Raw genomic sequence first — 24,333 nt, forward strand, 5'->3', positions numbered from 1 at the left:
AGGGCTAGTTTTATCTACAGATTTGTGTAAAATGCTCGCCACTCTGAAGTTGAATAGTTATTTGATGACTATTTACACAGCGGGCTTGATATCCGGATTTAGATAGGTATAATGGCCCCCTCGTCGACTTAGGTTGACGAATTAAATGATTAGTCGCTGAAGTTAATCATTATCATAGCGGCTCCGATTGGGAGTCGAACGGTTAAATCATCTCGCTCTGCTTTTCTATATAGAAGAAGCTAGAGGGTGATTTTTTATATGTCCATTTTAGGAGCTCTGGTCAATGCAGAACCAAAGAATCCGTATCCGCTTAAAGGGATTTGATCATCGCTTAATTGATCAGTCTACAGCGGAAATCGTTGAAACTGCTAAGCGTACAGGCGCGCAGGTTCGTGGTCCAATTCCACTACCTACTCGCAAAGAGCGTTATACCATTTTGATCTCTCCGCACGTTAATAAAGATGCTCGTGACCAGTACGAATTACGTACACACAAGCGCCTGGTTGACATCGTAGAGCCAACTGAAAAGACTGTTGACGCATTAATGCGTTTAGATCTTGCGGCTGGTGTCGACGTACAGATTAGCTTGGGTTAATTGAGATCCTAGTAAGAAGAGGTTTGAGAGATGGCTATCGGTCTTATTGGTCGTAAAGTTGGTATGACTCGCATCTTCACTGAAGATGGTGTTTCAATACCAGTTACTGTAATTGAAGTTGCAGGCAACCGTGTTACTCAAGTGAAAACTTTAGAAACTGACGGCTACCGTGCACTTCAAGTTACAACTGGCACCAAAAAAGCCAATCGCATCACTAAACCAGAAGCAGGTCACTTTGCCAAGAGCGGTGTTGAAGCCGGTCGTGGTTTGTGGGAAATGCGTTTGGTAGACGGTGAAGGCGAGGGCATTGAAGTTGGTGCTGAGCTAAATGTTGATATTTTCGCAGACGTAGCGAAAGTAGATGTTACTGGTCAATCAAAAGGTAAAGGCTTCCAAGGCGGCGTTAAGCGTTGGAACTTCCGTACTCAAGATATGACTCACGGTAACTCTTTGTCGCACCGCTCGAATGGTTCTATCGGTCAGAACCAAACGCCTGGTCGCGTATTCAAAGGCAAAAAAATGTCAGGCCATATGGGTGCCGAGCGTGTTACTACTCAAAATCTAGTTGTAGTTCGTGTAGATGTTGAGCGTAACCTGCTACTAGTCCGTGGCGCTGTTCCTGGCGCTACCAATGGCGACTTGATTATCAAGCCTGCCGTTAAAGCTTAAGGTCTGAGGAGATAGTAATGGAATTGGTATTGAAAGACGCGCAAAGCGCTCTTGAAGTTTCCGAAACTACCTTCGGCCGTGACTTTAACGAGGCACTGGTTCATCAGGTAGTTGTAGCATACGCTGCAAACGCGCGTCAGGGCACTCGTGCTCAAAAGACTCGTGCGGAAGTAACTGGCTCAGGCAAAAAGCCTTGGCGCCAAAAAGGAACTGGCCGTGCTCGTGCTGGTTCTGTTAAAGGCCCAATCTGGCGTGGCGGTGGCGTAACATTCGCTGCTAAAACCCAAGATCATAGCCAAAAAGTTAACAAAAAGATGTACCGCGGCGCGCTGAAAAGCATTCTGTCTGAATTGGTACGTCAAGAGCGTCTGGTTGTTGTTGAATCTTTCGGTGTTGAAGCTCCTAAAACTAAAGAGCTGAAAGCTAAATTGAAAGCAATGAACCTTGAAGACGTTCTGATTGTGACTGCAGAAGTTGATGAGAACTTATTCTTAGCAGCTCGTAACCTGTACAAAGTTGACGTTCGTGACGTAGCGGGTCTTGACCCAGTTAGTCTGATCGCGTTCAACACTGTGCTTGTGACTGCTGACGCAGTGAAGCAAATCGAGGAGATGCTAGCATGATGATCCGCGAAGAACGTTTGCTAAAAGTTATTCTCGCTCCACACATCTCTGAAAAGAGTACTGTGAACGCTGAGAAGCACAACACTGTTGTTTTCCGCGTAGCTATCGATGCAACTAAAGCTGAAATTAAAGCTGCTGTTGCTAAGCTATTTGAAGTTGAAGTTGATTCAGTTCGCACTTTAGTAAGCAAAGGCAAAACTAAACGCACTGGTGGCCGTACTGGTCGTCGTAGCGATTGGAAAAAAGCCTATGTAACTCTAGCTGCTGGTGCTGACATCGATTTCGTCGGCGGCGCTGAGTAAGCAAAGGAGAATTATCATGGCAGTTATTAAGTGTAAGCCAACCTCTCCAGGTCGTCGCCACGTAGTTAAAGTGGTGAACACTGACCTGCATAAGGGTAAACCCTTTGCTGGCCTGTTGGCGAAAAAATCTAAAAGTGGTGGCCGTAACAATACTGGCCGTATCACTGTCCGTCACGTAGGTGGTGGTCATAAGCAGCATTATCGTCTAATCGACTTCAAACGCGATAAAGATGGTATCCCTGCAAAGATTGAGCGTCTGGAATACGATCCAAACCGTACAGCTAACATCGCGTTAGTATTGTATGCGGATGGTGAGCGTCGTTATATTCTTGCTGCCAAAGGCATGCAAGCTGGCGATAAGATCCAGTCTGGTGTTGCTGCCGAGATCAAAACCGGTAACGCTATGCCACTGCGCAACATCCCAGTAGGTTCTGTAGTTCACGCTGTTGAAATGAAGCCTGGTAAAGGTGCTCAGATCGCTCGTTCTGCAGGGGCTTATGTACAAGTTGTTGCTCGTGATGGCGCATATGCCACTCTACGTCTTCGCTCAGGCGAAATGCGTAAAGTGCCAGTTGATTGCCGCGCGACATTTGGTGAAGTTGGTAATGCCGAACACATGCTACGCCAGTTAGGTAAAGCAGGTGCTAAGCGCTGGAGAGGCATTCGTCCTACAGTTCGCGGTGTTGCAATGAACCCAGTAGACCATCCACACGGTGGTGGTGAAGGCCGTACTTCTGGTGGTCGTCACCCAGTGACTCCATGGGGTGTGCCAACTAAGGGTTATAAAACTCGTAGTAACAAGCGCACTGACAAGTACATCGTACGTCGTCGTAATAAATAGTAAGAGGATTCGCCATGCCACGTTCTCTCAAGAAAGGTCCCTTCATTGACCTGCACTTGCTGAAGAAGGTAGAGAAAGCGATGGAAGCCGGTGACAAAAAGCCTATTAAGACTTGGTCACGTCGCTCTATGATCATTCCAAATATGATTGGTTTGACCATCGCTGTCCATAATGGTCGTCAGCACGTTCCTGTGTTCGTAACTGACGAAATGATCGGCCACAAACTTGGTGAATTTTCACCAACTCGCACTTATCGTGGCCATGCCGCTGATAAGAAAGCGAAGAAGCGTTAATACGGGAGGAATAAGATGGAAGTTTTAGCTAAACATCGTTTTGCCCGTACGTCTGCGCAGAAGGCCCGTCTGGTTGCTGATCAAATTCGTGGTTTGCCTGTTGCTAAGGCACTCGAAATTTTGACTTTCAGCCCCAAGAAAGCCGCCGTACTGGTTAAAAAAGTACTTGACTCAGCTATCGCAAACGCCGAACACAACGAAGGCGCGGATATTGATGAGCTTAAAGTAGGAGCCGTCTTCGTAGATGAAGGCCCAACTATGAAGCGTATCATGCCACGTGCTAAAGGCCGCGCTGATCGTATCATGAAGCGTACCAGCCACATTACTGTGGTTGTATCAGATCGCTAGGAGAGAGCAATGGGACAGAAAGTACATCCTAATGGTATCCGTCTGGGTATCACCAAGCCTTGGATCTCTACCTGGTACGCAGATAAATCAGATTACGCAAATAATCTGAACAGCGACTGGGAAGTGCGTAAGTTTCTTGTAGAGAAATTACAAGCTGCTTCAGTATCTAAGATTGTTATCGAACGTCCAGCGAAAAGCATCCGCGTTACGATTCACACTGCCCGTCCAGGTGTTGTGATTGGTAAGAAAGGTGAAGACGTTGAAGTATTGCGTGCTGCAGTGTCAAAACTCGCTGGCACTCCTGCTCAAATTAACATCGCTGAGATCCGTAAACCTGAGCTAGATGCCAAGTTAGTTGCTGATTCAATTGCACAGCAATTAGAGCGTCGTGTTATGTTCCGTCGTGCTATGAAGCGCGCAGTTCAAAACGCAATGCGTATTGGTGCTCAAGGTATCAAAGTACAAGTTAGTGGCCGTTTAGGCGGAGCTGAGATTGCGCGTGATGAGTGGTATCGTGAAGGTCGTGTACCTTTACATACTTTGCGTGCTGATATCGACTATTCTACATCTGAAAGTCACACCCAATACGGTGTGATTGGCGTTAAAGTTTGGATCTTCAAAGGTGAAGTTCTAGATGGAATGCTGCCACAGATTGAAGAACCGAAGCAGCAGCAACCTAAGCGCAAGCCTCGTGGTAAATAGGAGAGCCGGCAATGCTGCAACCTAAACGTATGAAGTTTCGCAAGATGTTCAAAGGCCGCAACCGCGGTCTGGCGAACGGTACCGAAGTTAGCTTTGGTACTTTTGGTCTGAAAGCAGTCGGCCGTGGCCGTTTAACTGCGCGTCAGATCGAATCTGCACGTCGTGCCATGACACGTCACATTAAGCGTCAGGGACAAATTTGGATTCGAGTTTTCCCGGACAAACCGATTACCTCTAAGCCTCTCGAAGTGCGTATGGGTAAAGGTAAGGGTAACGTTGAATACTGGGTATGTCAGATTCAACCTGGTAAGGTTCTTTATGAGATGAATGGTGTTTCTGAAGTGATCGCTCGTGAAGCGTTTGCTTTAGCTGCTGCCAAGCTTCCAATTAAGACTACCTTCGTAACTAAGACGGTGATGTAATGAAAGCGAGCGAACTGAGAGAAAAGAGCGTTGAAGAACTGAACGCTGAACTACTTGGTCTGCTGCGTGAGCAGTTCAACCTGCGTATGCAACACGCCACTGGTCAGTTGACTCAGACTAATCAACTGAAATTAGTGCGCCGTAATATTGCGCGCGTTAAGACCATTATTACTTCTAAGGCGGGTGCATAATGTCTGATAAAATCCGTACTTTGCAGGGTCGTGTAACTAGCAACAAAATGGACAAGTCCATTACTGTTGCTATCGAACGCCAAGTGAAACACCCAATTTATGGGAAATACATTAAGCGTACGACTAAGATCCATGCACATGACGAAACTAATCAGTGCAATGAAGGCGATTTAGTAGCGATTCGCGAATGTCGTCCTTTGTCTAAGACTAAGTCTTGGACCCTGGTTGAAGTAGTATCAAAGGCCTAAGTTAATTAGGTATTTAGGTAAACGGCTCCAGAATGTGGGGCCGTTTGTTTTTTAATACTATACATTCCACTTTTATGGTGTTATATTTGCGCGCCATTTTTGACTAAATTAATAGCAAAAATGAGTGTTTTTATTGTCCCATAGTGGGAATTGTGTAGTAACGATAGCGGAGCACTTAAAATGATCCAAATGCAATCGACTCTTGACGTTGCTTGTAACAGCGGCGCACGCAGAGTTCAGTGTATTAAGGTCTTGGGTGGCTCTCATCGTCGTTATGCCGGTATCGGCGACATCATCAAAGTTTCTGTTAAAGAAGCGATTCCTCGCGCTAAAGCGAAGAAAGGCGATGTGTATAACGCGGTGGTAGTCCGTACTAAGAAAGGCGTACGTCGTCCAGACGGTTCTGTCATTCGCTTCGATCGGAATGCAGCTGTTCTTTTGAACAACAACCTGCAGCCGATTGGTACTCGTATCTTTGGACCAGTGACACGTGAATTGCGTAATGAGCAATTTATGAAAATTGTCTCGCTGGCACCAGAAGTACTGTAAGGAGCTTCAAAATGGCAGCTAAAATACGTCGTGAAGACGAAGTGATTGTATTAGCAGGTAAAGACAAGGGTAAACGTGCAAAAGTTTCTCAAGTCCTTCCTACTGGTAAATTGATTGTTGAAGGCATCAATCTTGTCAAAAAACACCAAAAGCCAAACCCACAATTGGGCGTAGCTGGCGGTATTGTTGAGAAAGAAGCACCGATACAAGCATCAAATGTAGCGATTTTCAACTCTGCCACTGGCAAAGCTGATCGCGTTGGTTTCCGCTTTGAAGACGGCAAAAAAGTTCGTTTCTTCAAATCGAACAGTGAACTCGTTAAGTAATTGGAGTAAACGATGGCGAAACTGCATGATAAATACCAAGAGACTGTTGTCGCTGAACTTGCTAAAAAGTTCGGTTATACCAGTGTCATGCAAGTCCCTCGGATTGAGAAAATCACCCTGAACATGGGTGTTGGCGAAGCTGTTGCAGACAAGAAAATCATGGACCATGCTGTCCGTGATATGACTGCAATCGCTGGTCAAAAGCCAGTAGTGACTGTTGCTCGTAAGTCAGTTGCTGGTTTTAAAATCCGTGAAGGCTACCCTATTGGCTGTAAAGTGACCCTACGCGGTGAGCGTATGTGGGAATTCTTAGAGCGTTTAGTCGATATCGCAATCCCACGTATTCGTGACTTCCGTGGCTTAAGCGCTAAAGCGTTTGACGGCCGTGGTAACTACGCAATGGGCGTGCGTGAGCAGATCATCTTCCCAGAAATCGATTACGATAAAATCGATAAGATTCGTGGTATGGATATTGTTATCACTACTACTGCGAAGAATGATGAAGAAGGTCGTGCTTTGTTAGACGCTTTTAACTTCCCATTCAAGAAATAAGGGTAGCGTAATGGCAAAAACATCAATGAAAGCACGTGAAGTTAAACGTGCACAGCTCGTGGCCAAGTACGCTGAAAAGCGTGCGGCTCTTAAGACTATCATTGCAAGTCCAGCTTCTTCTGACGAAGACCGTTGGGATGCAGTACTTAAGTTGCAAGCTCTACCACGTGATTCCAGCGCTGCGCGTCAACGCAATCGTTGTAATCAAACTGGTCGCCCTCATGGCTTCTTACGTAAATTCGGCTTAAGCCGTATCAAATTACGTGAAGCAACCATGCGTGGTGAAGTTCCTGGCCTGCGTAAGGCCAGCTGGTAAGCACTTGTCACGGAGTAAGCTAATATGAGCATGCAAGATCCTATTGCGGATATGTTAACCCGTATTCGTAACGGCCAAGCTGCTAACCACGTATCGGTGAAGATGCCTTCTGCTAAGTTGAAAGTCGCTATTGCGAAACTGCTTAAAGAAGAAGGTTACATCGCTGATTACGCCGTAGCAGATGAAGCCAAGCCTGAACTGGAAGTTACTTTAAAGTATTTCCAAGGCCAACCAGTCGTTGAGACTATCCAGCGTGTAAGTCGCCCTGGTCTTCGTATTTACAAAGGTAAAAACGAACTTCCAAAGGTGATGGGCGGTCTGGGTGTCGCAATTGTGTCCACTTCTAAAGGCTTGATGACTGATCGTGCCGCCCGCCTTGCAGGCATGGGTGGCGAGGTTATCTGCTACGTAGCTTAAGGAGCTAGGAATGTCTCGTGTAGCAAAAGCACCAGTATCTATTCCAGCTGGCGTAGAGGTGACCTTGAACGAACAGACTCTTACCGTCAAAGGCGGAAAAGGTAGTCTGACTCGAGTGATCAACAATGCGGTCAATGTTGTTATTGAAGCTGGCGTAGTTAAGTTCCTTCCTGTCGAAGGCGTTGTTAACGCTTGGGCACAGGCAGGTACAACTCGTGCATTAGTAAACAACATGGTTGTTGGTGTATCTCAAGGTTTTGAGCGTAAGTTAAAGTTAGTTGGCGTTGGTTACCGTGCGAAACTCGTCGGTTCTGATATTGACCTGACTTTAGGTTTCTCTCATCCGTTAGTACACAAACTGCCCGCAGGCGTTACTGCAGAGTGTCCTAGCCAAACTGATATCGTCCTACGTGGCGTTGATAAACAGTTAATTGGCCAAGTCGCTGCTGAGATTCGCGGATACCGTCCACCAGAGCCATACAAAGGCAAGGGTGTTCGCTATGACGACGAAGTAGTACGCCGTAAAGAGGCTAAGAAGAAGTAGGTAACGCGATATGGATAAGAAAACATCTCGCTTACGTCGCGCTACTCGCGCTCGTAAGAAGATCCAAGAGCTGGGCGTGAACCGTCTGGTTGTACATCGTACACCGCGTCACATTTATGCTCAGGTGATCAATCCTGAAGCTCAGGTGTTGGCAGCTGCTTCAACCGTAGAAAAAGCGGTTAAAGAGCTACTGAAGAGTACCGGTAACGTAGACGCAGCGAAAGCAGTAGGTAAATTTGTTGCTGAGCGCGCGATCGAAAAAGGCGTAACTTCAGTTGCGTTCGATCGTTCTGGTTTCAAGTATCACGGTCGTGTAGCTGCGTTAGCAGATGCAGCTCGTGAAGCTGGCCTGAAGTTCTAAGGGGTTATAAAATGGCTAAATTAGAAGCTCAGCAAAAAGACGATCTGCAAGAGAAATTGATTGCAGTTAATCGTGTTTCTAAAGTAGTTAAGGGCGGTCGTATCTTTAGCTTCACAGCACTGACAGTAGTGGGTGATGGTAACGGTAAGATTGGCTACGGCTATGGCAAGGCACGTGAAGTTCCAGCAGCGATTCAAAAAGCTATGGAAAAAGCTCGTCGTAACATTGTGACCGTTGAGTTGAATGCAGGTACTCTGCATCACCCAGTTAAAGGTCGTCATACTGGTTCTCTTGTGTACATGCAACCTGCATCACAAGGTACTGGTATTATTGCCGGTGGCGCAATGCGTGCCGTATTGGAAGTAGCAGGCGTTCATAACGTTCTGTCAAAAGCATACGGTTCTACTAACCCGATCAACATCGTTCGCGCGACTGTCGATGCTTTGGTGCACATGAAGTCACCTTCGCAAATCGCAGCTAAGCGTGGCCTGAATGTTGACGAAATTCGGGGGTAATGCACCATGGCAACTAAAACTGTAAAAGTTACTCAAACTAAAAGCGGTATCGGTCGTTTACCGAAGCATCGTGCAACCCTAACGGGTCTTGGTTTGCGTCGCATTGGTCACACTGTTGAATTAGAAGATACTCCTTCTGTTCGCGGTATGATCAACAAGGTCTACTACATGGTTAAGGTGGAGGATTAATAGATGCGTTTAAATACTCTATCTCCAGCTGCAGGCTCTAAGCATGCACCAAAGCGTGTAGGCCGTGGTATGGGCTCAGGTCTAGGTAAAACAGCGGGTCGTGGTCATAAAGGCCAAAAGTCTCGTTCTGGTGGCGGTGTACGCCCAGGATTTGAAGGTGGTCAAATGCCACTTAAAATCCGTTTACCTAAATTTGGTTTTACCTCGCGTCGCGCTATGGTAACAGCTGAAGTTCGTGTACTCGAACTGGCAAAAGTTAACGGTGATGTTATCGACTTAAACGCTCTGAAAGATGCGAACGTTATAACTCGCAACATCCAGTTTGCGAAAATTGTTCTTTCAGGTACCATTGAGCGCCCTGTGACTGTTAAAGGTCTGAAGGTAACCAAAGGTGCACGTGCAGCTATTGAAGCTGCCGGCGGTAAGATCGAGGAATAATACGTCGATGGCAAAACCAGGACTTGATTTAAAAAGCGCGAAAGGTGGACTTTCAGAATTGAAAGCTCGCCTCCTGTTCGTGATTGGTGCGATTATCGTCTTTAGAGCCGGTTCGTTTGTGCCAATTCCTGGTATTGACGCAGCTGTATTAGCAGAGCTGTTTGCTCAGCAAAGTGGAACCATCCTTGGCATGTTTAACATGTTCTCGGGTGGTGCCCTTGAGCGTGCCTCTATCTTTGCATTAGGTATTATGCCGTACATTTCGGCATCGATTATCATGCAACTGTTGACTGTGGTACATCCTGCACTCGCTGAATTGAAAAAAGAAGGCGAATCAGGACGTAAGAAAATCAGTCAATATACCAGATGGGGTACCTTAGTGCTGGGTACATTCCAGTCGGTCGGTATTGCAACCGGGTTACCAAACTTAGTGCCAGGCCTTGTGGTCAACATTGGATTTGGATTCTACTTTGTTGCGGTTGTGAGCTTAGTAACAGGAACTATGTTCCTTATGTGGCTAGGTGAGCAAATTACCGAACGTGGTATAGGTAATGGTATCTCGATTTTGATTTTCGCAGGTATTGTTGCTGGATTACCTTCCGCTATCGGCCAAACGGCTGAGCAGGCGCGTCAAGGTGACTTGAATGTGTTAGTATTGTTGTTGCTCGCGGTAATTGTGTTTGCAGTGACTTATTTTGTAGTGTTTGTGGAACGTGGTCAGCGTCGTATCGTCGTTAACTATGCTAAGCGTCAGCAAGGCCGTAAGGTGTTCGCTGCGCAAAGTACCCATCTACCGCTGAAAATAAACATGGCAGGTGTTATTCCGCCAATTTTTGCGTCAAGCATCATTTTGTTTCCTGGAACACTGGCTCAGTGGTTCGGTCAAAATGAGTCCATGTCATGGTTAAGTGATTTTTCACTGGCTGTGTCACCTGGACAACCGCTTTACTCATTATTATATGCAACAGCGATTATCTTTTTCTGTTTCTTCTATACTGCGTTGGTGTTTAACCCACGTGAAACAGCAGATAACTTGAAGAAGAGTGGTGCATTCATCCCTGGGATCCGTCCTGGAGAACAGACTTCGCGTTACATTGATAAAGTTATGACCCGTTTGACATTGGCAGGCGCGTTATACATAACCTTTATCTGCTTAATTCCGGAGTTCATGTTAATCGCGTGGAAAGTACAGTTCTATTTTGGCGGTACTTCACTACTCATTATGGTAGTCGTGATCATGGACTTCATGGCTCAGGTTCAGACGCATATGATGTCTCATCAGTATGAGTCTGTGATGAAGAAAGCTAACCTAGTAAACAAAGCTAATTTAGATCGCTTTGGTCGCTAAGTAGCTTTACGGAGTGATGAAATGAAAGTTCGAGCTTCCGTGAAGAAGATCTGCCGTAACTGCAAGATCGTCAAGCGTAGTGGCGTTGTACGCGTTATCTGTGTTGAACCAAAACACAAACAGCGTCAAGGCTAAAAAGTAATTTGTTCAGCCCATAAATTGGGCTGAACAAAATTTTGTTTGCAAATCTGTCGACTGTCGAGTATCCTTTCGGGCTTTTCGCAGTTGGCCTTTAACTTTAAGGAGTGCATAGTGGCCCGTATCGCTGGCATTAACATTCCTGATCAAAAGCATACAGTCATCGCATTGACTGCAATTTTCGGCATCGGCCGTACTCGCGCTAGAGCAATCTGCGCGGCTACAGCAATCGCTGAAACTGCTAAGATCAAGGAATTGAGCGAAGCTCAAATAGACACACTACGCGAAGAAGTCGCTAAATACCTAGTAGAAGGTGACTTACGTCGTGAGATTTCAATGAACATCAAGCGTCTTATGGATCTTGGTTGTTATCGTGGTCTCCGCCATCGCCGTAGCCTGCCTCTCCGTGGGCAACGTACTAAGACCAATGCGCGTACGCGTAAAGGTCCACGTAAACCAATTAGAAAGTAACGGGAAGGTAAAGCAATGGCTAAAGTTCCGTCACGTTCTCCGCGTAAGCGCGTACGTAAACAGGTTGCAGATGGCATGGCTCATATCCATGCTTCTTTCAACAACACTATTGTCACCATTACAGATCGTCAAGGTAATGCGTTGTCATGGGCTACTTCAGGTGGTTCAGGTTTCCGTGGTTCACGTAAATCTACTCCATTTGCTGCACAGGTGGCTGCTGAGCGTGCAGGTGCTGCTGCTCAAGACTACGGTTTAAAAAACCTTGAAGTGTTTGTGAAGGGTCCAGGTCCAGGTCGTGAGTCAGCCATTCGTGCGCTGAACGCTGTTGGTTATAAAATTACCAACATTACCGATGTGACGCCGATCCCTCATAATGGTTGTCGTCCTCCTAAAAAGCGTCGTGTATAACGTCGTTTCATTAGGATAGTTGGAGAAAGATCATGGCAAGATACTTGGGTCCCAAGCTCAAGCTCAGCCGCCGAGAAGGTACAGACCTTTTCTTAAAAAGCGGTGTGAGAGCAATCGATTCAAAGTGTAAACTGGAAACTGCACCTGGACAACATGGCGCTCGTAAGCCACGTTTGTCAGAGTATGGTACTCAGTTACGCGAAAAACAAAAAGTTCGTCGTATTTACGGTGTGTTAGAAAAACAATTCCGTAACTATTACAAAGATGCTGCACGTACTAAAGGCAACACAGGTGAAAACCTGCTTCAGCTTTTAGAAACCCGTCTTGATAACGTAGTTTATCGTATGGGCTTCGGTGCAACTCGTGCAGAATCACGTCAGCTAGTGAGCCATAAATCAATTATGGTTAACGGTCGTGTTGTTAACATTCCATCATTCAAAGTGTCTGCGAATGATGTTGTGAGCATCCGCGAGAAGTCACGTACTCAAGCTCGTATTAAAGCGGCTTTAGAAGTGGCAGCTCAACGCGAGAAGCCTACATGGGTTGAAGTCGACAGCGCGAAAATGGAAGGTGCTTTCAAGCGCGTTCCAGAACGTAGCGATTTGTCTGCGGAAATTAACGAACAGCTGATCGTCGAGCTTTACTCTAAGTAAGGCTAACAAACAAGAGAGGACACAATGCAGGGTTCTGTTACAGAATTTCTTAAACCGCGTCTCGTTGATATCGAGCAGGTTAACTCAACACGTGCCAAGGTTACATTGGAACCACTTGAGCGTGGTTTCGGCCACACTTTAGGTAACGCGTTGCGTCGCATCCTATTGTCGTCTATGCCCGGCTGCGCGGTTACCGAAGTCGAGATTGACGGTGTACTGCACGAATACAGCAGTAAGGAAGGCGTTCAAGAAGATATCCTTGAGATCTTGTTAAACCTGAAAGGGTTAGCAGTGACTATCGAGGGTAAAGACGAGGCTATGCTTACGTTGAGCAAGTCCGGCGCAGGCCCTGTCATCGCAGCAGATATCACGCATGATGGTGATGTCACTATCGTGAATCCTGATCATATTATCTGTCATCTGACAGGTAACAATGATATCAGCATGCGTATTCGCGTTGAGCGTGGTCGTGGTTATGTACCAGCATCTGCTCGTGCACAGACCGAAGACGATGATCGCCCAATCGGCCGCTTGCTGGTTGATGCTTCTTTCTCGCCAGTTGCACGTATTGCCTACAATGTAGAAGCAGCACGTGTAGAACAGCGTACTGACTTAGATAAACTCGTTATCGATATGACCACAAACGGTACTATCGATCCTGAGGAAGCTATCCGTCGTTCTGCAACTATTCTGGCTGAACAGCTAGATGCGTTTGTAGAGTTACGTGACGTGACTGAGCCAGAGCTGAAAGAAGAGAAACCGGAATTCGATCCGATTCTGCTGCGTCCTGTCGACGATTTAGAGCTAACTGTACGTTCGGCTAACTGCTTGAAAGCCGAAGCGATTCATTACATCGGAGATCTGGTACAGCGCACTGAAGTTGAGTTGCTGAAAACCCCGAACTTAGGTAAGAAATCTCTTACTGAAATTAAGGATGTTTTAGCTTCTCGCGGACTGTCGTTAGGTATGCGTTTGGAAAACTGGCCTCCAGCTAGTTTAGCAGACGACCTATAAGTCTCAGGTTTGTACAGATTTAGGTTATAAGGATTAGGTCATGCGCCATCGTAAGAGTGGTCGTCAACTAAACCGTAACAGCAGTCATCGCCAAGCCATGTTTCGCAACATGGCCGGTTCACTAGTTCGTCATGAGATCATCAAGACAACTGTGGCTAAAGCGAAAGAACTGCGTCGCGTAGTTGAGCCTCTGATAACACTTGCTAAGAGTGACAGCGTTGCAAACCGTCGTTTAGCGTTTGCACGTACTCGCGACGCTGAAGTCGTTGGTAAGTTATTTACTGAGTTGGGTCCACGTTACCAGGAACGTCCTGGTGGCTATACCCGTATCCTTAAGTGCGGTTTACGTGCTGGTGATAAAGCCCCTATGGCTTACATCGAGCTAGTTGGCCGTCCAGAAGCTGCTCAAGCTGTTGATGTTGAAGCTGCTGAGTAATTAAGGTTACACTTTTAAAAAGCCGGGCAATGCCCGGCTTTTTTATGTCTTTTTTTCATTACTTCACCCAGAGTGTATTTTTCTCGATTTCTTTCGGTAGGCTAATATTCCATTTGGCCAAACCTTGCTGACTAAACATGTATTTCCCAAGATCATCTGTCACTGGAAAGATGTTTTCGGTTTTCTCGCCAGCCAGTATTTTTAACGCCATATTCGCTGCTATTTCGCCATGATGATAGCCATCGAGTACGTAGCCGCCAATATTACCCTCGGCGGAGACACTGAATCCCCAAAAACCGAAATTGGGTACTGGGGTATGTTCAGATATCCACTTTAGTAGCTGATCCGCATCAACAGAACGATTCTCTGCATCTCTTACTGTATGGTATAGCGCTACGACAATGGCGTTATAGCCTTGCTTTTTCGCCGTCAATACCTGTTGCTGCCAATCTGCTAGCTGTGACAATTGCACCAGATTCACTTCGATATCACCCAAAATACTAGAGTGTTGCTTGCTGATGTATTCTGCGGCTGAGTCTGAGGTAACACCTTGGTCAAATAGGACTAGTATTTTACGGTGCACAGTCTGTGGGAGTAAGCGTTGAATGAGGAGGAGTGAGCGTCGTAGCAGCGGCCTTTCTATGACACCGGTAAAGCGCTTGTGCTCATTGAGATGATACTCTCTAGGGTTCATATTCACCCCAAGATAGACCACTGGGATTAAGCTGTCATTGAGGTGCTGATGTAACAGGTTAACCGCATTATCATCGGCGAGAATAACCAGTTGAGGTGCTTGGCTTTGGATGTACTTCCACGCTAAATCAGCTCTTTCGGCAAATTGCTCCTTTGGTAAACGCTTGGTATCCATTTCGAAATAACTCACATCGTGCAGGGGGCTAAGCGTGTCATTAATCGCTCGGTAGTATTCTTGGTCCCATTGATATCCATGGTGATAGCTTTCGATCACGATCACTTTAGCTGCATTGGCGTTCTGCGAGAGACTCACAAGGCATAAGAGTAGGGCAACACAATGCAAGTTTATGTTTAATGGTGTTATTTGAATCATACGCAGTCTTAGGTTTTGAACCTGCCTTGAGTATAGTTCACCTTTTATTATCTAGATTGAGATAATAAAAAAGCCTCACTAGTTATTAGGCTAGGAGGCTTATTGTGTATGCTGTTGCTACTTCATCAATCGCTTACTTAGTGTCTGGTGCCTTCTGTTGGCTGTAATCCAACTTTTCGTGCTTTTGGCCCATGGCTTCGGCAACTTCTGGCGGCATGTAGTTTTCATCATGCTTAGCCAGTACTTCAGTCGCTTCTAGCTTACCATCAGCACTTAGCACGCCTTGCGCCACAATACCTTGTCCTTCACGGAATAGATCGGGCAGTAGATCGTCATAGGTGACCAGTACTTCGCCGCCTAGAGAGTCATGCACTGCGAACTGCACATGTAAGCTCTTAGGATCTCGCACCATAGAACCGACTGTTACCATGCCGCCGACACGAATGCGTTGGCCAATTTCTGGTTTGACGCCAGTATCTGTTTTGCCGTGGACAATTTCAGACGGTGTATAGAATAAGTTTAAGTTGGAGTTCAGCGCATAAAGCAAAAGCGAAGTAATCGCGGCAACACCACCGATTAATGCCACTGCTAACGTCAGTCTTTTTTTGCGTCTTGGGTTCACGATTTAGTACTCCTAGTTTCTTTTAGGCGTTCTTCTCTATCCATTTTCTTCGCTATTTCAATTAATACCTTACGCTTTTGGCGTGCGCTGGTAATGATAAGCGTTGACAGGCAAAAGAAGGTTACTCCGTAGGATAGCCATACATAGAATGCATAGCCGCCCATATTAAAAAAATCACTGATCGAATCGAATTGCATTATTTGACCTCCTCAGCCTTAGCTAGTTCACGCACCCAAGGGCGCATGCCATTTCTTGCTAAAATTTCTGCCTTGAATCGCACAATAGTGATGGCACCTATCATGAGACCGAAGCCAAGCATATTGATTAACAGTGGATAGAGCATTTCCGTCGACATTGTCGATTTCTCGGTAATGCGGATAGTCGATGGCTGATGCAATGAGCTCCACCATTCAACTGAGTATTTGATGATTGGGATGTTAATTACACCCACAATCGCGAGGATCCCAGCAGCACGAGCAGCGAGCACTTTATCCTCAAATGAAGCATAGAGTGAGATAACACCTAGATATAAGAACAGTAATACTAGCTCTGAGGTTAAGCGTGCATCCCATACCCACCAAGCGCCCCACATAGGTTTGCCCCAAGCCGCACCGGTAAAGAGAGCAATAAAGGTGATCACTGCACCAATAGGCGCAATAGAAGCCGCTGCCCAGTCGGCAAGTTTTATTTGCCACACTAAACCGATAAAGGCCGCTGTTGCCATCCCCATGTAAGCTGCCATCGACATAGAAGCTGCTGGGACATGGATAAAGATGATGCGATAGCTATCACCCTGCTGATAATCAGTCGGTGCAAACACGAGTCCCCATGTTGTGCCCACAGCAATAAACAGACCTGCTAAAATCGCAAACCATGGAAATAATGTTCCTGATAACTTATATGCGCGTTCAGGATCCGCGTAAGGGTGTAACCATTTCCACATTTTAGTTAGTACTCACTCGCAGAGATGCACCAATTGCAAAAGGTGCTAAGGTTAACGATCCGACCAGCATAGCGCCTATTATAGCGAGCTGACCGTCATAGGGTAAATTCATTCCTGCCGCGTCTATGGCACTCGTTGCAAAAATGAGAACCGGAATATACAAGGGCAAAATAAGTAAGCTGAGTAACACGCCACCTTTTCTAAGGCCGACGGTTAATGCCACACCAATGGCACCTAATAGCGACAATACTGGCGTGCCTAGCGCAAGGGTCGATATTAACGCGCCATAACTATTGCCATCTAAATTGAGTAGCACCGCTAACAGTGGCGCAATAATAATCAGTGGCACACCGGTTAAAATCCAATGGGCTAACACTTTAGCTAATACGAGAATGGCTAATGGCTGCGGACTCAATAACATTTGTTCTAAGCTACCATCACTAAAGTCGGCTTTGAAAAGCCTTTCAAGTGACAACATAGAGGCTAGTAACGCTGCAACCCAAATTATTCCGGGTGCTACACGGGCTAACATCTGTGGCTCTGGGCCGATCCCCAGTGGGAATAAGGTCACAACCATAATAAAAAATAGCAGTGGGTTAAAAATGTCGCCGCGGTGGCGAATGGCAATTTTAAGATCTCGCTGCAGCAAGGTGAAAAATGCCTGGGTAAAACTGATGCCTCTTTTCATTTAGCCTGACCTTATATGAAGCGATAATCTAGACGAATTTTACGAAGCCTATCATCTTTGATAATGCCCATATCTTGGTGAGTTGTGAGGATCACACAACCACCATTATCCGCATGCTGAATAAATAATTGCTCCAGCTCTTCGACGCCTTTTTTATCGATCGCGGTAAAAGGTTCGTCAAGGATCCAAATTTTACAATTGCTATGCCACAATCTTGATAGCGCAGTTCTGCGATGCTGGCCTGCAGATAAATGTCCGGCAAGCGCCTCTTCAAAACCTGTTAAGTTTACTTTGGCTAAAATGGCTGAGGTATCAAAGTCATCATAACCACTGATTCTTAAATTGAAATTAAGGTTTTCTTCGGCAGTCAGCTCGCATTTCACGCCAGCTAAATGGCCTAAATACAAGAGGTCTTCATTGTATTCATCGCGGCAACGGTTTATGTCTTCATTAATGTAAAAAGTTTGTCCGGCATAGGGGCGAGAAAGGCCCGCCAATATGCGTAATAAACTGGTCTTTCCTGCGCCGTTAGGGCCTTCGATTTGAACAATGTCGCCGGCATTAATATCAAAACTTAACTCATCAAAAAGGATGCGTTCTTCGCGGATACAGGTCAGCTTGCTGGCTGACACTAATGTGGTTTCTTTAGTTATATTTGTCACTGAACCCTCTATCTCAAGCCGGAAGGAAACACAAGTCATTCTAACACAAACGTTATTGGGGGTTTACTCTTGGTTTGCACTAGATGTCAGCAATATGATGTGGTTCCAATAACCGCAATATTTATCGAACTTTTTTACGACTTGCTAATATATTAACGAATTTGTCCCCCTTGTCGCCTGATTCATTTTGTGTTGAGATTCTAATCACAAAAAGATGAGATTTCTTGAAGTTTGTAGTAATCTTAGTCGGCTATAATGAGTCTGCCTAAGTAAGGGCAGCGCCGAGCTTTGTACGTATTTGCATTAGGAACATTGAACATGAAAAAACTGTTAGCAATGACTGCAGTCGCTGCTTTGACTATGTCAGTTAACGCTTCAGCTCAAGATGCTGAGGCTATTTATAATAAGGCATGTACCGTATGCCACAGTATGGGTGTTGCTGGTGCTCCAAAAGTACACAACGCTGCAGAATGGGAACCACGCTTAGCTAAGGGCGTTGATGCTCTAGTGAAGAGTGTGAAAACTGGTCTGAATGCTATGCCACCAGGTGGTATGTGTACCGATTGTACTGACGAAGATTACAAAGCAGCTATCGAGTTTATGTCTAAAGCTCAGTAATTTTTCAGTGTGAATAAAAAACCGGCCAAAGCCGGTTTTTTATGTCTGCAATAAACTGGGTTTATTGCACTTGGGTATCAAGTACTAGGTTAGCGGTATCGCCGACAGCGACTGTGCTGATCTTACCTTGAAGATCGCCAGCTTGTGGTTTGATATTACCGTGTTTAGAAAGCACAGCAATCACTTCCACATTGGTAGCGTCACTCAACTTCTTATCACCACCCATACCGCTGCTGTCATCTAATGTCACCGTAATTGGGAACGACTTCGCACTGACTTTGGTCGCTGCTAATGGGACTTTTGGTCCTTCAGTTGCACGGGCAAAGATAAAGATAGTGTCTTCAGGGCTGGCTTTAGCGGCAAGTTCTGCAGAGATAGATATAGTGACATTGACTGATTTGGTCGCACTTGCTTTCACTTGCTTGTGGGCTTCATCATTTGGCATCCCCGCTGTTTCAGACTGCATACGTAAGTTAGCGGTTTCGATAGCATTCATTAAGGCTGCGCGATCAACATCGGCACGATCGCTATCTAGAATGGTTTGCCAAGAGGCGATGGCTTTCTTGTAATCAGCCGTAAAGAAGGCATCCATACCTACAAGTAATAACGTTGAAGGATCTTGAGCATCCATAGCTAAAGATTCATCGATAATCGCTTGGATTTGCGGTGTCATTTGTTGACCCGCCTTGTAATACATAGCTGTCGCTTTGGGACCGAGCAATTCTGCATGTTTTCCGACCAATTCGATTACTTTATCGAAAGCCGCAATCCCTTTATCGTATTGGTTTGCCGATACATAAGCATGGCCTAAGCTGAACCACAGTTGGCTGTTCTCTGGTTCGGCTTTAATTTGAGTCTCCATCATCTGCACGCGTTGCATCATGATTTGGGCTGTATCCATTCCCGCATGGGGATTGGCAGGTTGCTGGGCAGTTTCAATATTCTCAAAGGCGCCTAAGTGCTGATAGAGATAGCCTGAGATAACAACCAAACAAACTGACATGATCGACGGCCACAGAATAGTCTTTGGCTTGATTTGGTTGACCAGTGAATCATCACTCGCTTGTTTGATGTCTTGGAGTAGACTGATTTCAAGCTCTTTTTTCAATGCATCGAATTCGGCTTGATCGAGTAGCTCCTCGCTTAATTCTTTTTCAAGAGTGGCTAAGCGTTCATTGAACAATTCAAGGTTCGTTTGTTTACGAACTCCGGCTTCTTCCGTTTTCAGCAATTTTTGCTGTCTGAAATGCGGGATCCAAATCAGCATAAGGCCGACTAACATAACAAGCGCAATAAAAATCCAAAATGTCGTCATTGTTTCTATATTCACTTTAGTTTGCAGAAAGCGGAGTAACCGCTAGGCTTGGAAGCAAGATTATACGTAAAGATTGTTCATTGAACAGTAATATAAGGTAATCCCAGTACTGAAAGCTTATAGTTGGGCACTGGTTCACAAATTGATTCTTCTTGTAAATTTTGTATGAAACTTAAGTGTCATTTGTCGGTCACATGCAGAACTGGGCCTCTTCCGTGACTTTCAACAACCTCTAAAATTGAGAATGAGACAAGTAACCCAGTTTTGTACGAAAGAGGCAGACAGGAACAATAGCAAATACTAAAATGAGCAAAATTTCGTGCATTTGCGTGAATAACATGTTGTGCGTTGAGATAGAGTCTTTCTAAATCAACATATTATTGAAGACTGAGGAAAACCCATGATCCCAGAACTTGGACACTTTGCGCTGATAATAGGGGTGGCTTTTGCCTTCTTATTAATCAGCGTCCCCCTAATAGGTGTTGCCCGTAAAGATCAATACCTTGTTAGGTATGCTTGGCCGTTAACGTACGGAATGTTCTTTTTTATCACTGTATCTGTTGTCGTACTGGCTTATAGCTTTGCCGTCGACGATTTCTCCGTCGCTTATGTGGCACATCACTCTAATTCTCAGTTACCTATCTTCTTTAAGATATCGGCCGTATGGGGCGGTCATGAAGGGTCACTGTTGTTCTGGGTGTTTGCTTTATCGACTTGGGCTGCAGCGGTTGCCTTATTTAGTAAAGGTTTAGAGGAAGTGTTTACTGCGCGTGTACTGGCAGTATTAGCGCTGATCGTGATTGGCTTTAGCTTATTCATGTTACTTACTTCTAGTCCATTCGAACGTTTGTTCCCGATCCCTGCCGAAGGTCGTGACTTGAACCCAATGCTGCAGGATGTGGGATTAATCTTCCATCCACCTATGCTGTATTTAGGTTATGTGGGTTTCTCGGTGAGTTTTGCATTTGCGATTGCCGCGCTGATGAGCGGTCGTCTCGATTCTGCATGGGCTCGTTGGACGCGTCCTTGGACCTTAGCCGCTTGGATCTTCCTAACAGGAGGTATCGCGTTAGGTTCTTGGTGGGCATATTATGAATTAGGCTGGGGCGGTTGGTGGTTCTGGGATCCTGTAGAGAACGCTTCTTTCATGCCTTGGTTAGTGGGTACTGCGCTGGTTCACTCTTTGATTGTGACCGAGAAACGCGGAGCCTTCCGTAACTGGACCGTATTACTGTCTATCTTCGCTTTCTCTTTAAGTTTGCTTGGTACCTTTATTGTTCGCTCTGGCGTATTAACCTCTGTGCATTCATTCGCAGCCGATCCAAGCCGCGGTATGTTTATTCTGTTGTTACTTGGCTTAGCTATTGGCGGTTCATTAACACTGTTTGCCTTCCGCGCCAGTGAAATGAGCAGTCCAGCCCGTTTCGAGCTGAAGTCTAAAGAAACCATGCTATTGGTCTGTAACGTGTTACTGACTGTTGCCGCAGGTACTGTGCTATTGGGTACACTCTATCCATTGCTCATCGATGCACTCGGCATGGGTAAAATTTCTGTAGGACCTCCATACTTCAACGCTGTGTTTGTGCCTATCGTATTAGTCTTATTTGGCTTTATGGGTATTGGTCCAATTATCCGTTGGAAAAAATCGAAAGTAGGCGAGCTTAAGCGTCAGTTATTGATCCCTGCAATGATTGCTGCGGCTATCGGTATTGTGACGCCATTTATCGTCGATGGTGTATTCAATACTTGGGTTGCCTTTGGTATCGCGGCAGCGGCTTGGATTATCTTAGCGACTGCTAGAGCGGCCTATAATATGGTCAAGTCGAAAGAAGGTGATATCAGCATCAGCCGTATGGGCCGTAGCCAGCTGGGTATGATCTTCGCGCATCTTGGTATTGCTGTATCTGTGATTGGTGCCACTATGGTGTCGAATTACTCGATTGAGAAAAGTGTTCGCATGGGACCTGGTATCAGCCAAGAACTTGCGGGTTATACCTTTAAATATCTCGAGACCAAAAACGTAGTGGGTCCTAACTACACTGCAATGCAGGGACAGATAGAAGTCTACAAAGGTGATGAGCTGCTGACATTACTCAAGCCCGATCGTCGCCAATATAATGTGCGTACTATGGACATGACAGAAGCGGGTATCGACTGGGGTCTATTCCGTGATTTGTATGTGACCATGGGCGATCCAATTACCAGCACTGAATTTGCGGTTCGTTTGAACTACAAGCCGTTCGTGCGTTGGTTATGGTTTGGGGCAATTTTCATGATGATTGGTGGATTCTTCGCGGCATCGGATAAACGTTACCGTGCAAAAGTCACTGAAGCTGTCGCGCCTTCGGCCGAAAAGGCAAAATTGGCAACGGCTCAATAATTGGGGAATGTATGAAGAAGTTGGTTCTGTTTATCCCATTGGTCATATTTCTCGCCATGGGGGTGTTTCTATATAAAGGCTTATTCCTGAATCCGCAGCAATTGGATTCGGCACTGGAAGGAAAGCCTATTCCGGCTTTCCAACTGGAACGCTTAGAGACACCAGCTGAGATCATTACGAATGAGCAATTAAAAGGCAAGGTGTCATTACTTAATGTGTGGGCGACTTGGTGTCCATCTTGTAAATATGAGCATCCTTTCTTAGTGATGCTAAAGCGTAAAAATCTTCTGCCAATTTACGGGATCAACTATCGCGATGAGCGTGCTCCCGCATTAGAAGAGTTGAAGCGTCAGGGCGACCCCTACAACGTCAATATCTATGATAAAGATGGCCGTTTAGGATTAGACCTTGGCGTCTATGGTGCACCTGAAAGTTTTGTGGTTGATCACAACGGTATTATCCGCTTCCGTTATGCGGGTCCAATCGACCAACGCGTATGGAGCGAAACCCTTTACCCTATGATCCAACAATTACAAGCTGAAGCGGCGAAGGATGGCGCATCATGAGAACGCTGACAAAAATCATTGGTGGTCTAGTGCTGTTATTCAGCATGACGACCGCCGTTATGGCAACACCAGTTGATACTTACGAATTCAAAACGCCTGAAAATCAAAAGCGCGGTTTGTCTTTGGCTCATGAACTACGTTGCCCACAGTGTCAAAACCAAAACTTGATCGACTCAAACTCACCGGTTGCGCGCGATCTGCGTCTTGAAGTCTTCAAGATGGTAGACGAAGGTAAGGGCGATGATGAGATCATCGAGTTTATGACCAGCCGTTACGGTGAGTTCGTACTCTATAACCCTAAGATGGAAACCAAAACCTACATTCTTTGGTTGGGTCCTATCGGTTTATTACTTATGGGTCTCGTGATTGGTTTTATCTTCATTCGTAAACAACGTATCAGCGGTAATGTGCCGAACGAAATTAGCGAAGAAGATCAGCGAGAGTTAGATACCTTGCTAAAGCGTAATACTAAATGAAGCATAAAGTCATTACGGCATTATTGTTGTCATCCCTCTTTTCGTTACTTGCTGGTGGGGTCGCGCATGCGTACCCCGGCATGCAGCAGGCGACTAAACCGATGGAATCAACCGTTGATTTGATCAATGTCTTGCCAAAGACTTTCCCGATTGAGCCTGTCGCCTTTAATGACGTCGATGGTAAAGCCATCGACTTCAGTCAATTTAAAGGCAAGATCATCATGGTGAACATGTGGGCGACCTGGTGTCCACCCTGTGTAAGGGAACTGCCAGCAATCGAAAGACTCGCGACCAAGTTCAAAGCCGAAGACTTTGTACTATTGCCTATCTCTATTGATGCAGAAGGTAAGCAACAGGTTCAACCGTTCTTAAGCTCGTTAGGTATGCCAAACTTCAACTCTTACTACGATCAGCCACAAAGTCTTGGGGATGTTTTTCCGCTCGATACGATTCCAGCGACATTTATTCTCGATCAACAGGGCCAATTGATAGCTTTTGTTCGATCCTATGTTGATTGGGACGATGCCAAAGCTGTCTCACTAATCCAAGGTTTTATCGATAAAGGCAGTAAAAAGCCCAATTAATCGGCACTCTGCACGTAAAAGAATCACCATCGTTTAAAAGATCGCCATGCGATCTTTTTTCATTAAAAAAGCCCTTGCACAAAATCTCCTGCTCCCTATAATGCGCATCCACTGACACGGCAGACAGCGTTAAGCCGCCTGATGTGACAGTTCATCAATGAGTTTACTGATTGATGAGTGTTGAGAAAGTTTGCAAAAACTCCTTGACGCGAAACGGGAAATGCGAAGAATACGCAGCCCTAGCCAACTGGAAGCGTTCGGCGCTCAGTGTGGTACTCAAGTTTTCTTACGGATATTGAGTTGCTCTTTAACAAGATAAAACAAGAAATCTGTGTGGACACTCACAGGTGTTGAGTTAATCGAAACTGCTTAACCTTAGGGTTGGCAGTCAAAAATTTAAATCAACCAATTCTTTCACGAGAGTGATGAGTGTTCATAGCAATATGTACAAAGACTTACTTAGTAAGTCGAACAGAATTCGTTGAGCCGTTTGACGTAAGTCAA

The 24,333-nt window shown here is 45.6% G+C and carries 40 protein-coding genes; 33 read left to right on the forward strand and 7 right to left on the reverse strand.

Annotated features, from left to right (window positions below):
- Nucleotides 1-283 precede the first annotated feature (283 nt).
- The 28 genes from rpsJ to rplQ all read left to right on the forward strand — a co-directional run bounded on the left by rpsJ (nt 284) and on the right by rplQ (nt 13,909).
- A complete protein-coding gene (gene rpsJ / locus Q4Q46_RS20465) occupies nt 284-595 on the forward strand; it encodes a 30S ribosomal protein S10 (protein WP_006083601.1) in 312 nt (103 codons plus the stop codon).
- A gap of 30 nt (nt 596-625) precedes the next feature.
- Nucleotides 626-1,264 carry a 50S ribosomal protein L3 gene (gene rplC / locus Q4Q46_RS20470; protein WP_006083600.1) on the forward strand — a complete coding sequence of 213 codons (639 nt, stop codon included), beginning with the start codon at nt 626-628 and terminating at the stop codon, nt 1,262-1,264.
- Between the two features lie 17 nt (nt 1,265-1,281).
- Nucleotides 1,282-1,887 carry a 50S ribosomal protein L4 gene (rplD, locus tag Q4Q46_RS20475; RefSeq protein ID WP_006083599.1) on the forward strand — a complete coding sequence of 202 codons (606 nt, stop codon included), beginning with the start codon at nt 1,282-1,284 and terminating at the stop codon, nt 1,885-1,887.
- Complete coding sequence (gene rplW, locus Q4Q46_RS20480; RefSeq protein ID WP_025008843.1) at nt 1,887-2,189, forward strand: 50S ribosomal protein L23; 303 nt, start codon at nt 1,887-1,889, stop codon at nt 2,187-2,189. The genes rplD and rplW overlap by 1 nt, the downstream gene beginning before the upstream one ends.
- A 16-nt stretch (nt 2,190-2,205) precedes the next feature.
- Nucleotides 2,206-3,030 (forward strand): 50S ribosomal protein L2, encoded by an 825-nt coding sequence (gene rplB / locus Q4Q46_RS20485; protein WP_006083597.1) that lies wholly within the window; start codon nt 2,206-2,208, stop codon nt 3,028-3,030.
- A 14-nt stretch (nt 3,031-3,044) separates the two neighbouring features.
- The gene (rpsS, locus tag Q4Q46_RS20490; RefSeq protein ID WP_006083596.1) at nt 3,045-3,323 is read left to right on the forward strand and encodes a 30S ribosomal protein S19; all 279 of its coding nucleotides are present in this window, start codon (nt 3,045-3,047) and stop codon (nt 3,321-3,323) included.
- A gap of 15 nt (nt 3,324-3,338) precedes the next feature.
- Nucleotides 3,339-3,671, forward strand: coding sequence for a 50S ribosomal protein L22 (rplV, locus tag Q4Q46_RS20495; protein ID WP_006083595.1), 333 nt, complete (start codon nt 3,339-3,341; stop codon nt 3,669-3,671).
- 9 nt (nt 3,672-3,680) lie between these two features.
- The gene (gene rpsC, locus Q4Q46_RS20500) at nt 3,681-4,373 is read left to right on the forward strand and encodes a 30S ribosomal protein S3 (RefSeq protein WP_011787574.1); all 693 of its coding nucleotides are present in this window, start codon (nt 3,681-3,683) and stop codon (nt 4,371-4,373) included.
- Between the two features lie 11 nt (nt 4,374-4,384).
- Nucleotides 4,385-4,795 (forward strand): 50S ribosomal protein L16, encoded by a 411-nt coding sequence (rplP, locus tag Q4Q46_RS20505; protein ID WP_006083593.1) that lies wholly within the window; start codon nt 4,385-4,387, stop codon nt 4,793-4,795.
- Nucleotides 4,795-4,986 (forward strand): 50S ribosomal protein L29, encoded by a 192-nt coding sequence (gene rpmC / locus Q4Q46_RS20510; RefSeq protein ID WP_006083592.1) that lies wholly within the window; start codon nt 4,795-4,797, stop codon nt 4,984-4,986. The genes rplP and rpmC overlap by 1 nt, the downstream gene beginning before the upstream one ends.
- A complete protein-coding gene (gene rpsQ / locus Q4Q46_RS20515; RefSeq protein WP_006083591.1) occupies nt 4,986-5,234 on the forward strand; it encodes a 30S ribosomal protein S17 in 249 nt (82 codons plus the stop codon). The genes rpmC and rpsQ overlap by 1 nt, the downstream gene beginning before the upstream one ends.
- Nucleotides 5,235-5,414: 180 nt before the next feature.
- Nucleotides 5,415-5,783 (forward strand): 50S ribosomal protein L14, encoded by a 369-nt coding sequence (gene rplN / locus Q4Q46_RS20520; RefSeq protein ID WP_006083590.1) that lies wholly within the window; start codon nt 5,415-5,417, stop codon nt 5,781-5,783.
- An 11-nt stretch (nt 5,784-5,794) separates the two neighbouring features.
- A complete protein-coding gene (rplX, locus tag Q4Q46_RS20525) occupies nt 5,795-6,109 on the forward strand; it encodes a 50S ribosomal protein L24 (RefSeq protein ID WP_006083589.1) in 315 nt (104 codons plus the stop codon).
- Between the two features lie 12 nt (nt 6,110-6,121).
- Nucleotides 6,122-6,661, forward strand: coding sequence for a 50S ribosomal protein L5 (rplE, locus tag Q4Q46_RS20530; RefSeq protein WP_006083588.1), 540 nt, complete (start codon nt 6,122-6,124; stop codon nt 6,659-6,661).
- A 10-nt stretch (nt 6,662-6,671) separates the two neighbouring features.
- The gene (rpsN, locus tag Q4Q46_RS20535; RefSeq protein WP_106648459.1) at nt 6,672-6,977 is read left to right on the forward strand and encodes a 30S ribosomal protein S14; all 306 of its coding nucleotides are present in this window, start codon (nt 6,672-6,674) and stop codon (nt 6,975-6,977) included.
- Between the two features lie 24 nt (nt 6,978-7,001).
- Nucleotides 7,002-7,394: a 30S ribosomal protein S8 gene (gene rpsH / locus Q4Q46_RS20540; protein ID WP_106648458.1), complete on the forward strand. Its 393-nt coding sequence runs from the start codon at nt 7,002-7,004 to the stop codon at nt 7,392-7,394.
- A gap of 10 nt (nt 7,395-7,404) precedes the next feature.
- Nucleotides 7,405-7,938 carry a 50S ribosomal protein L6 gene (gene rplF / locus Q4Q46_RS20545; protein ID WP_106648457.1) on the forward strand — a complete coding sequence of 178 codons (534 nt, stop codon included), beginning with the start codon at nt 7,405-7,407 and terminating at the stop codon, nt 7,936-7,938.
- Between the two features lie 10 nt (nt 7,939-7,948).
- The gene (rplR, locus tag Q4Q46_RS20550; protein ID WP_006083584.1) at nt 7,949-8,299 is read left to right on the forward strand and encodes a 50S ribosomal protein L18; all 351 of its coding nucleotides are present in this window, start codon (nt 7,949-7,951) and stop codon (nt 8,297-8,299) included.
- A gap of 11 nt (nt 8,300-8,310) precedes the next feature.
- A complete protein-coding gene (gene rpsE, locus Q4Q46_RS20555) occupies nt 8,311-8,814 on the forward strand; it encodes a 30S ribosomal protein S5 (protein ID WP_006083583.1) in 504 nt (167 codons plus the stop codon).
- Between the two features lie 6 nt (nt 8,815-8,820).
- Complete coding sequence (gene rpmD / locus Q4Q46_RS20560; RefSeq protein ID WP_006083582.1) at nt 8,821-9,003, forward strand: 50S ribosomal protein L30; 183 nt, start codon at nt 8,821-8,823, stop codon at nt 9,001-9,003.
- A gap of 3 nt (nt 9,004-9,006) precedes the next feature.
- Nucleotides 9,007-9,441, forward strand: coding sequence for a 50S ribosomal protein L15 (gene rplO / locus Q4Q46_RS20565; protein ID WP_006083581.1), 435 nt, complete (start codon nt 9,007-9,009; stop codon nt 9,439-9,441).
- Nucleotides 9,442-9,448: 7 nt separating this feature from the next.
- The gene (gene secY / locus Q4Q46_RS20570; protein ID WP_007644459.1) at nt 9,449-10,789 is read left to right on the forward strand and encodes a preprotein translocase subunit SecY; all 1,341 of its coding nucleotides are present in this window, start codon (nt 9,449-9,451) and stop codon (nt 10,787-10,789) included.
- A gap of 21 nt (nt 10,790-10,810) precedes the next feature.
- The gene (gene rpmJ / locus Q4Q46_RS20575) at nt 10,811-10,924 is read left to right on the forward strand and encodes a 50S ribosomal protein L36 (protein ID WP_006083579.1); all 114 of its coding nucleotides are present in this window, start codon (nt 10,811-10,813) and stop codon (nt 10,922-10,924) included.
- Nucleotides 10,925-11,041: 117 nt separating this feature from the next.
- A complete protein-coding gene (gene rpsM / locus Q4Q46_RS20580) occupies nt 11,042-11,398 on the forward strand; it encodes a 30S ribosomal protein S13 (RefSeq protein ID WP_011787581.1) in 357 nt (118 codons plus the stop codon).
- Nucleotides 11,399-11,413: 15 nt separating this feature from the next.
- A complete protein-coding gene (rpsK, locus tag Q4Q46_RS20585; RefSeq protein ID WP_006083577.1) occupies nt 11,414-11,806 on the forward strand; it encodes a 30S ribosomal protein S11 in 393 nt (130 codons plus the stop codon).
- Between the two features lie 32 nt (nt 11,807-11,838).
- The gene (gene rpsD, locus Q4Q46_RS20590) at nt 11,839-12,459 is read left to right on the forward strand and encodes a 30S ribosomal protein S4 (RefSeq protein WP_106648456.1); all 621 of its coding nucleotides are present in this window, start codon (nt 11,839-11,841) and stop codon (nt 12,457-12,459) included.
- Between the two features lie 24 nt (nt 12,460-12,483).
- On the forward strand, nt 12,484-13,473 hold the full coding sequence (locus Q4Q46_RS20595) for a DNA-directed RNA polymerase subunit alpha (protein ID WP_006083574.1): 990 nt from the start codon (nt 12,484-12,486) through the stop codon (nt 13,471-13,473).
- A 40-nt stretch (nt 13,474-13,513) separates the two neighbouring features.
- Nucleotides 13,514-13,909, forward strand: coding sequence for a 50S ribosomal protein L17 (rplQ, locus tag Q4Q46_RS20600; protein WP_006083573.1), 396 nt, complete (start codon nt 13,514-13,516; stop codon nt 13,907-13,909).
- A gap of 58 nt (nt 13,910-13,967) precedes the next feature.
- Here the strand turns inward: rplQ and Q4Q46_RS20605 are convergent, their stop codons facing one another.
- The 6 genes from Q4Q46_RS20605 to ccmA all read right to left on the reverse strand — a co-directional run bounded on the left by Q4Q46_RS20605 (nt 13,968) and on the right by ccmA (nt 17,890).
- Nucleotides 13,968-14,975, reverse strand: a complete 1,008-nt coding sequence (locus Q4Q46_RS20605; RefSeq protein ID WP_342899628.1) for an ABC transporter substrate-binding protein — start codon at nt 14,973-14,975, stop codon at nt 13,968-13,970.
- A gap of 133 nt (nt 14,976-15,108) precedes the next feature.
- A complete protein-coding gene (gene ccmE / locus Q4Q46_RS20610) occupies nt 15,109-15,597 on the reverse strand; it encodes a cytochrome c maturation protein CcmE (protein ID WP_006079699.1) in 489 nt (162 codons plus the stop codon).
- The gene (ccmD, locus tag Q4Q46_RS20615) at nt 15,594-15,794 is read right to left on the reverse strand and encodes a heme exporter protein CcmD (RefSeq protein WP_011982116.1); all 201 of its coding nucleotides are present in this window, start codon (nt 15,792-15,794) and stop codon (nt 15,594-15,596) included. Before ccmD ends, ccmE begins: the two co-directional genes overlap by 4 nt.
- A complete protein-coding gene (locus Q4Q46_RS20620; RefSeq protein ID WP_220591701.1) occupies nt 15,794-16,540 on the reverse strand; it encodes a heme ABC transporter permease in 747 nt (248 codons plus the stop codon). Before Q4Q46_RS20620 ends, ccmD begins: the two co-directional genes overlap by 1 nt.
- Before the next feature lies 1 nt (nt 16,541).
- On the reverse strand, nt 16,542-17,228 hold the full coding sequence (gene ccmB / locus Q4Q46_RS20625; RefSeq protein WP_006079706.1) for a heme exporter protein CcmB: 687 nt from the start codon (nt 17,226-17,228) through the stop codon (nt 16,542-16,544).
- Nucleotides 17,229-17,239: 11 nt separating this feature from the next.
- Entirely contained in the window at nt 17,240-17,890 is a 651-nt protein-coding gene (gene ccmA / locus Q4Q46_RS20630) for a cytochrome c biogenesis heme-transporting ATPase CcmA (RefSeq protein ID WP_220591702.1), read from the reverse strand.
- Nucleotides 17,891-18,208: 318 nt separating this feature from the next.
- On the opposite strand from ccmA, the gene Q4Q46_RS20635 reads away from it, so the two are divergent.
- Nucleotides 18,209-18,508, forward strand: coding sequence for a c-type cytochrome (locus tag Q4Q46_RS20635; RefSeq protein WP_311906933.1), 300 nt, complete (start codon nt 18,209-18,211; stop codon nt 18,506-18,508).
- A 61-nt stretch (nt 18,509-18,569) separates the two neighbouring features.
- Here the strand turns inward: Q4Q46_RS20635 and ccmI are convergent, their stop codons facing one another.
- Nucleotides 18,570-19,823, reverse strand: coding sequence for a c-type cytochrome biogenesis protein CcmI (ccmI, locus tag Q4Q46_RS20640; protein WP_311906936.1), 1,254 nt, complete (start codon nt 19,821-19,823; stop codon nt 18,570-18,572).
- A 400-nt stretch (nt 19,824-20,223) separates the two neighbouring features.
- Between ccmI and Q4Q46_RS20645 the strand changes: the two genes are divergently transcribed.
- The 4 genes from Q4Q46_RS20645 to Q4Q46_RS20660 are packed head-to-tail and all read left to right on the forward strand — an operon-like array spanning nt 20,224 to nt 23,829.
- On the forward strand, nt 20,224-22,203 hold the full coding sequence (locus tag Q4Q46_RS20645) for a heme lyase CcmF/NrfE family subunit (protein WP_311906934.1): 1,980 nt from the start codon (nt 20,224-20,226) through the stop codon (nt 22,201-22,203).
- 11 nt (nt 22,204-22,214) lie between these two features.
- Complete coding sequence (locus tag Q4Q46_RS20650) at nt 22,215-22,769, forward strand: DsbE family thiol:disulfide interchange protein (RefSeq protein WP_006079711.1); 555 nt, start codon at nt 22,215-22,217, stop codon at nt 22,767-22,769.
- Complete coding sequence (gene nrfF / locus Q4Q46_RS20655; RefSeq protein WP_006079712.1) at nt 22,766-23,245, forward strand: heme lyase NrfEFG subunit NrfF; 480 nt, start codon at nt 22,766-22,768, stop codon at nt 23,243-23,245. The genes Q4Q46_RS20650 and nrfF overlap by 4 nt, the downstream gene beginning before the upstream one ends.
- Entirely contained in the window at nt 23,242-23,829 is a 588-nt protein-coding gene (locus Q4Q46_RS20660; protein ID WP_012588805.1) for a TlpA disulfide reductase family protein, read from the forward strand. Before nrfF ends, Q4Q46_RS20660 begins: the two co-directional genes overlap by 4 nt.
- Nucleotides 23,830-24,333: the final 504 nt, after the last annotated feature.

The sequence above is a fragment of the Shewanella vaxholmensis genome (assembly GCF_031932135.1).
Taxonomy (GTDB): Bacteria; Pseudomonadota; Gammaproteobacteria; order Enterobacterales; family Shewanellaceae; genus Shewanella; species Shewanella hafniensis.

Bases quoted from the DNA above. Each gene is read 5' to 3' on its own strand.
- rpsJ (WP_006083601.1), top strand. From the start codon at position 284: ATGCAGAACCAAAGAATCCGTATCCGCTTAAAGGGATTTGATCATCGC.
- rplC (WP_006083600.1), top strand. From the start codon at position 626: ATGGCTATCGGTCTTATTGGTCGTAAAGTTGGTATGACTCGCATCTTC.
- rplD (WP_006083599.1), top strand. From the start codon at position 1,282: ATGGAATTGGTATTGAAAGACGCGCAAAGCGCTCTTGAAGTTTCCGAA.
- rplW (WP_025008843.1), top strand. From the start codon at position 1,887: ATGATCCGCGAAGAACGTTTGCTAAAAGTTATTCTCGCTCCACACATC.
- rplB (WP_006083597.1), top strand. From the start codon at position 2,206: ATGGCAGTTATTAAGTGTAAGCCAACCTCTCCAGGTCGTCGCCACGTA.
- rpsS (WP_006083596.1), top strand. From the start codon at position 3,045: ATGCCACGTTCTCTCAAGAAAGGTCCCTTCATTGACCTGCACTTGCTG.
- rplV (WP_006083595.1), top strand. From the start codon at position 3,339: ATGGAAGTTTTAGCTAAACATCGTTTTGCCCGTACGTCTGCGCAGAAG.
- rpsC (WP_011787574.1), top strand. From the start codon at position 3,681: ATGGGACAGAAAGTACATCCTAATGGTATCCGTCTGGGTATCACCAAG.
- rplP (WP_006083593.1), top strand. From the start codon at position 4,385: ATGCTGCAACCTAAACGTATGAAGTTTCGCAAGATGTTCAAAGGCCGC.
- rpmC (WP_006083592.1), top strand. From the start codon at position 4,795: ATGAAAGCGAGCGAACTGAGAGAAAAGAGCGTTGAAGAACTGAACGCT.
- rpsQ (WP_006083591.1), top strand. From the start codon at position 4,986: ATGTCTGATAAAATCCGTACTTTGCAGGGTCGTGTAACTAGCAACAAA.
- rplN (WP_006083590.1), top strand. From the start codon at position 5,415: ATGATCCAAATGCAATCGACTCTTGACGTTGCTTGTAACAGCGGCGCA.
- rplX (WP_006083589.1), top strand. From the start codon at position 5,795: ATGGCAGCTAAAATACGTCGTGAAGACGAAGTGATTGTATTAGCAGGT.
- rplE (WP_006083588.1), top strand. From the start codon at position 6,122: ATGGCGAAACTGCATGATAAATACCAAGAGACTGTTGTCGCTGAACTT.
- rpsN (WP_106648459.1), top strand. From the start codon at position 6,672: ATGGCAAAAACATCAATGAAAGCACGTGAAGTTAAACGTGCACAGCTC.
- rpsH (WP_106648458.1), top strand. From the start codon at position 7,002: ATGAGCATGCAAGATCCTATTGCGGATATGTTAACCCGTATTCGTAAC.
- rplF (WP_106648457.1), top strand. From the start codon at position 7,405: ATGTCTCGTGTAGCAAAAGCACCAGTATCTATTCCAGCTGGCGTAGAG.
- rplR (WP_006083584.1), top strand. From the start codon at position 7,949: ATGGATAAGAAAACATCTCGCTTACGTCGCGCTACTCGCGCTCGTAAG.
- rpsE (WP_006083583.1), top strand. From the start codon at position 8,311: ATGGCTAAATTAGAAGCTCAGCAAAAAGACGATCTGCAAGAGAAATTG.
- rpmD (WP_006083582.1), top strand. From the start codon at position 8,821: ATGGCAACTAAAACTGTAAAAGTTACTCAAACTAAAAGCGGTATCGGT.
- rplO (WP_006083581.1), top strand. From the start codon at position 9,007: ATGCGTTTAAATACTCTATCTCCAGCTGCAGGCTCTAAGCATGCACCA.
- secY (WP_007644459.1), top strand. From the start codon at position 9,449: ATGGCAAAACCAGGACTTGATTTAAAAAGCGCGAAAGGTGGACTTTCA.
- rpmJ (WP_006083579.1), top strand. From the start codon at position 10,811: ATGAAAGTTCGAGCTTCCGTGAAGAAGATCTGCCGTAACTGCAAGATC.
- rpsK (WP_006083577.1), top strand. From the start codon at position 11,414: ATGGCTAAAGTTCCGTCACGTTCTCCGCGTAAGCGCGTACGTAAACAG.
- rpsD (WP_106648456.1), top strand. From the start codon at position 11,839: ATGGCAAGATACTTGGGTCCCAAGCTCAAGCTCAGCCGCCGAGAAGGT.
- Q4Q46_RS20595 (WP_006083574.1), top strand. From the start codon at position 12,484: ATGCAGGGTTCTGTTACAGAATTTCTTAAACCGCGTCTCGTTGATATC.
- rplQ (WP_006083573.1), top strand. From the start codon at position 13,514: ATGCGCCATCGTAAGAGTGGTCGTCAACTAAACCGTAACAGCAGTCAT.
- Q4Q46_RS20605 (WP_342899628.1), bottom strand. From the start codon at position 14,975: ATGATTCAAATAACACCATTAAACATAAACTTGCATTGTGTTGCCCTA.
- ccmD (WP_011982116.1), bottom strand. From the start codon at position 15,794: ATGCAATTCGATTCGATCAGTGATTTTTTTAATATGGGCGGCTATGCA.
- Q4Q46_RS20620 (WP_220591701.1), bottom strand. From the start codon at position 16,540: ATGTGGAAATGGTTACACCCTTACGCGGATCCTGAACGCGCATATAAG.
- ccmB (WP_006079706.1), bottom strand. From the start codon at position 17,228: ATGAAAAGAGGCATCAGTTTTACCCAGGCATTTTTCACCTTGCTGCAG.
- Q4Q46_RS20635 (WP_311906933.1), top strand. From the start codon at position 18,209: ATGAAAAAACTGTTAGCAATGACTGCAGTCGCTGCTTTGACTATGTCA.
- ccmI (WP_311906936.1), bottom strand. From the start codon at position 19,823: ATGACGACATTTTGGATTTTTATTGCGCTTGTTATGTTAGTCGGCCTT.
- Q4Q46_RS20645 (WP_311906934.1), top strand. From the start codon at position 20,224: ATGATCCCAGAACTTGGACACTTTGCGCTGATAATAGGGGTGGCTTTT.
- Q4Q46_RS20650 (WP_006079711.1), top strand. From the start codon at position 22,215: ATGAAGAAGTTGGTTCTGTTTATCCCATTGGTCATATTTCTCGCCATG.
- nrfF (WP_006079712.1), top strand. From the start codon at position 22,766: ATGAGAACGCTGACAAAAATCATTGGTGGTCTAGTGCTGTTATTCAGC.
- Q4Q46_RS20660 (WP_012588805.1), top strand. From the start codon at position 23,242: ATGAAGCATAAAGTCATTACGGCATTATTGTTGTCATCCCTCTTTTCG.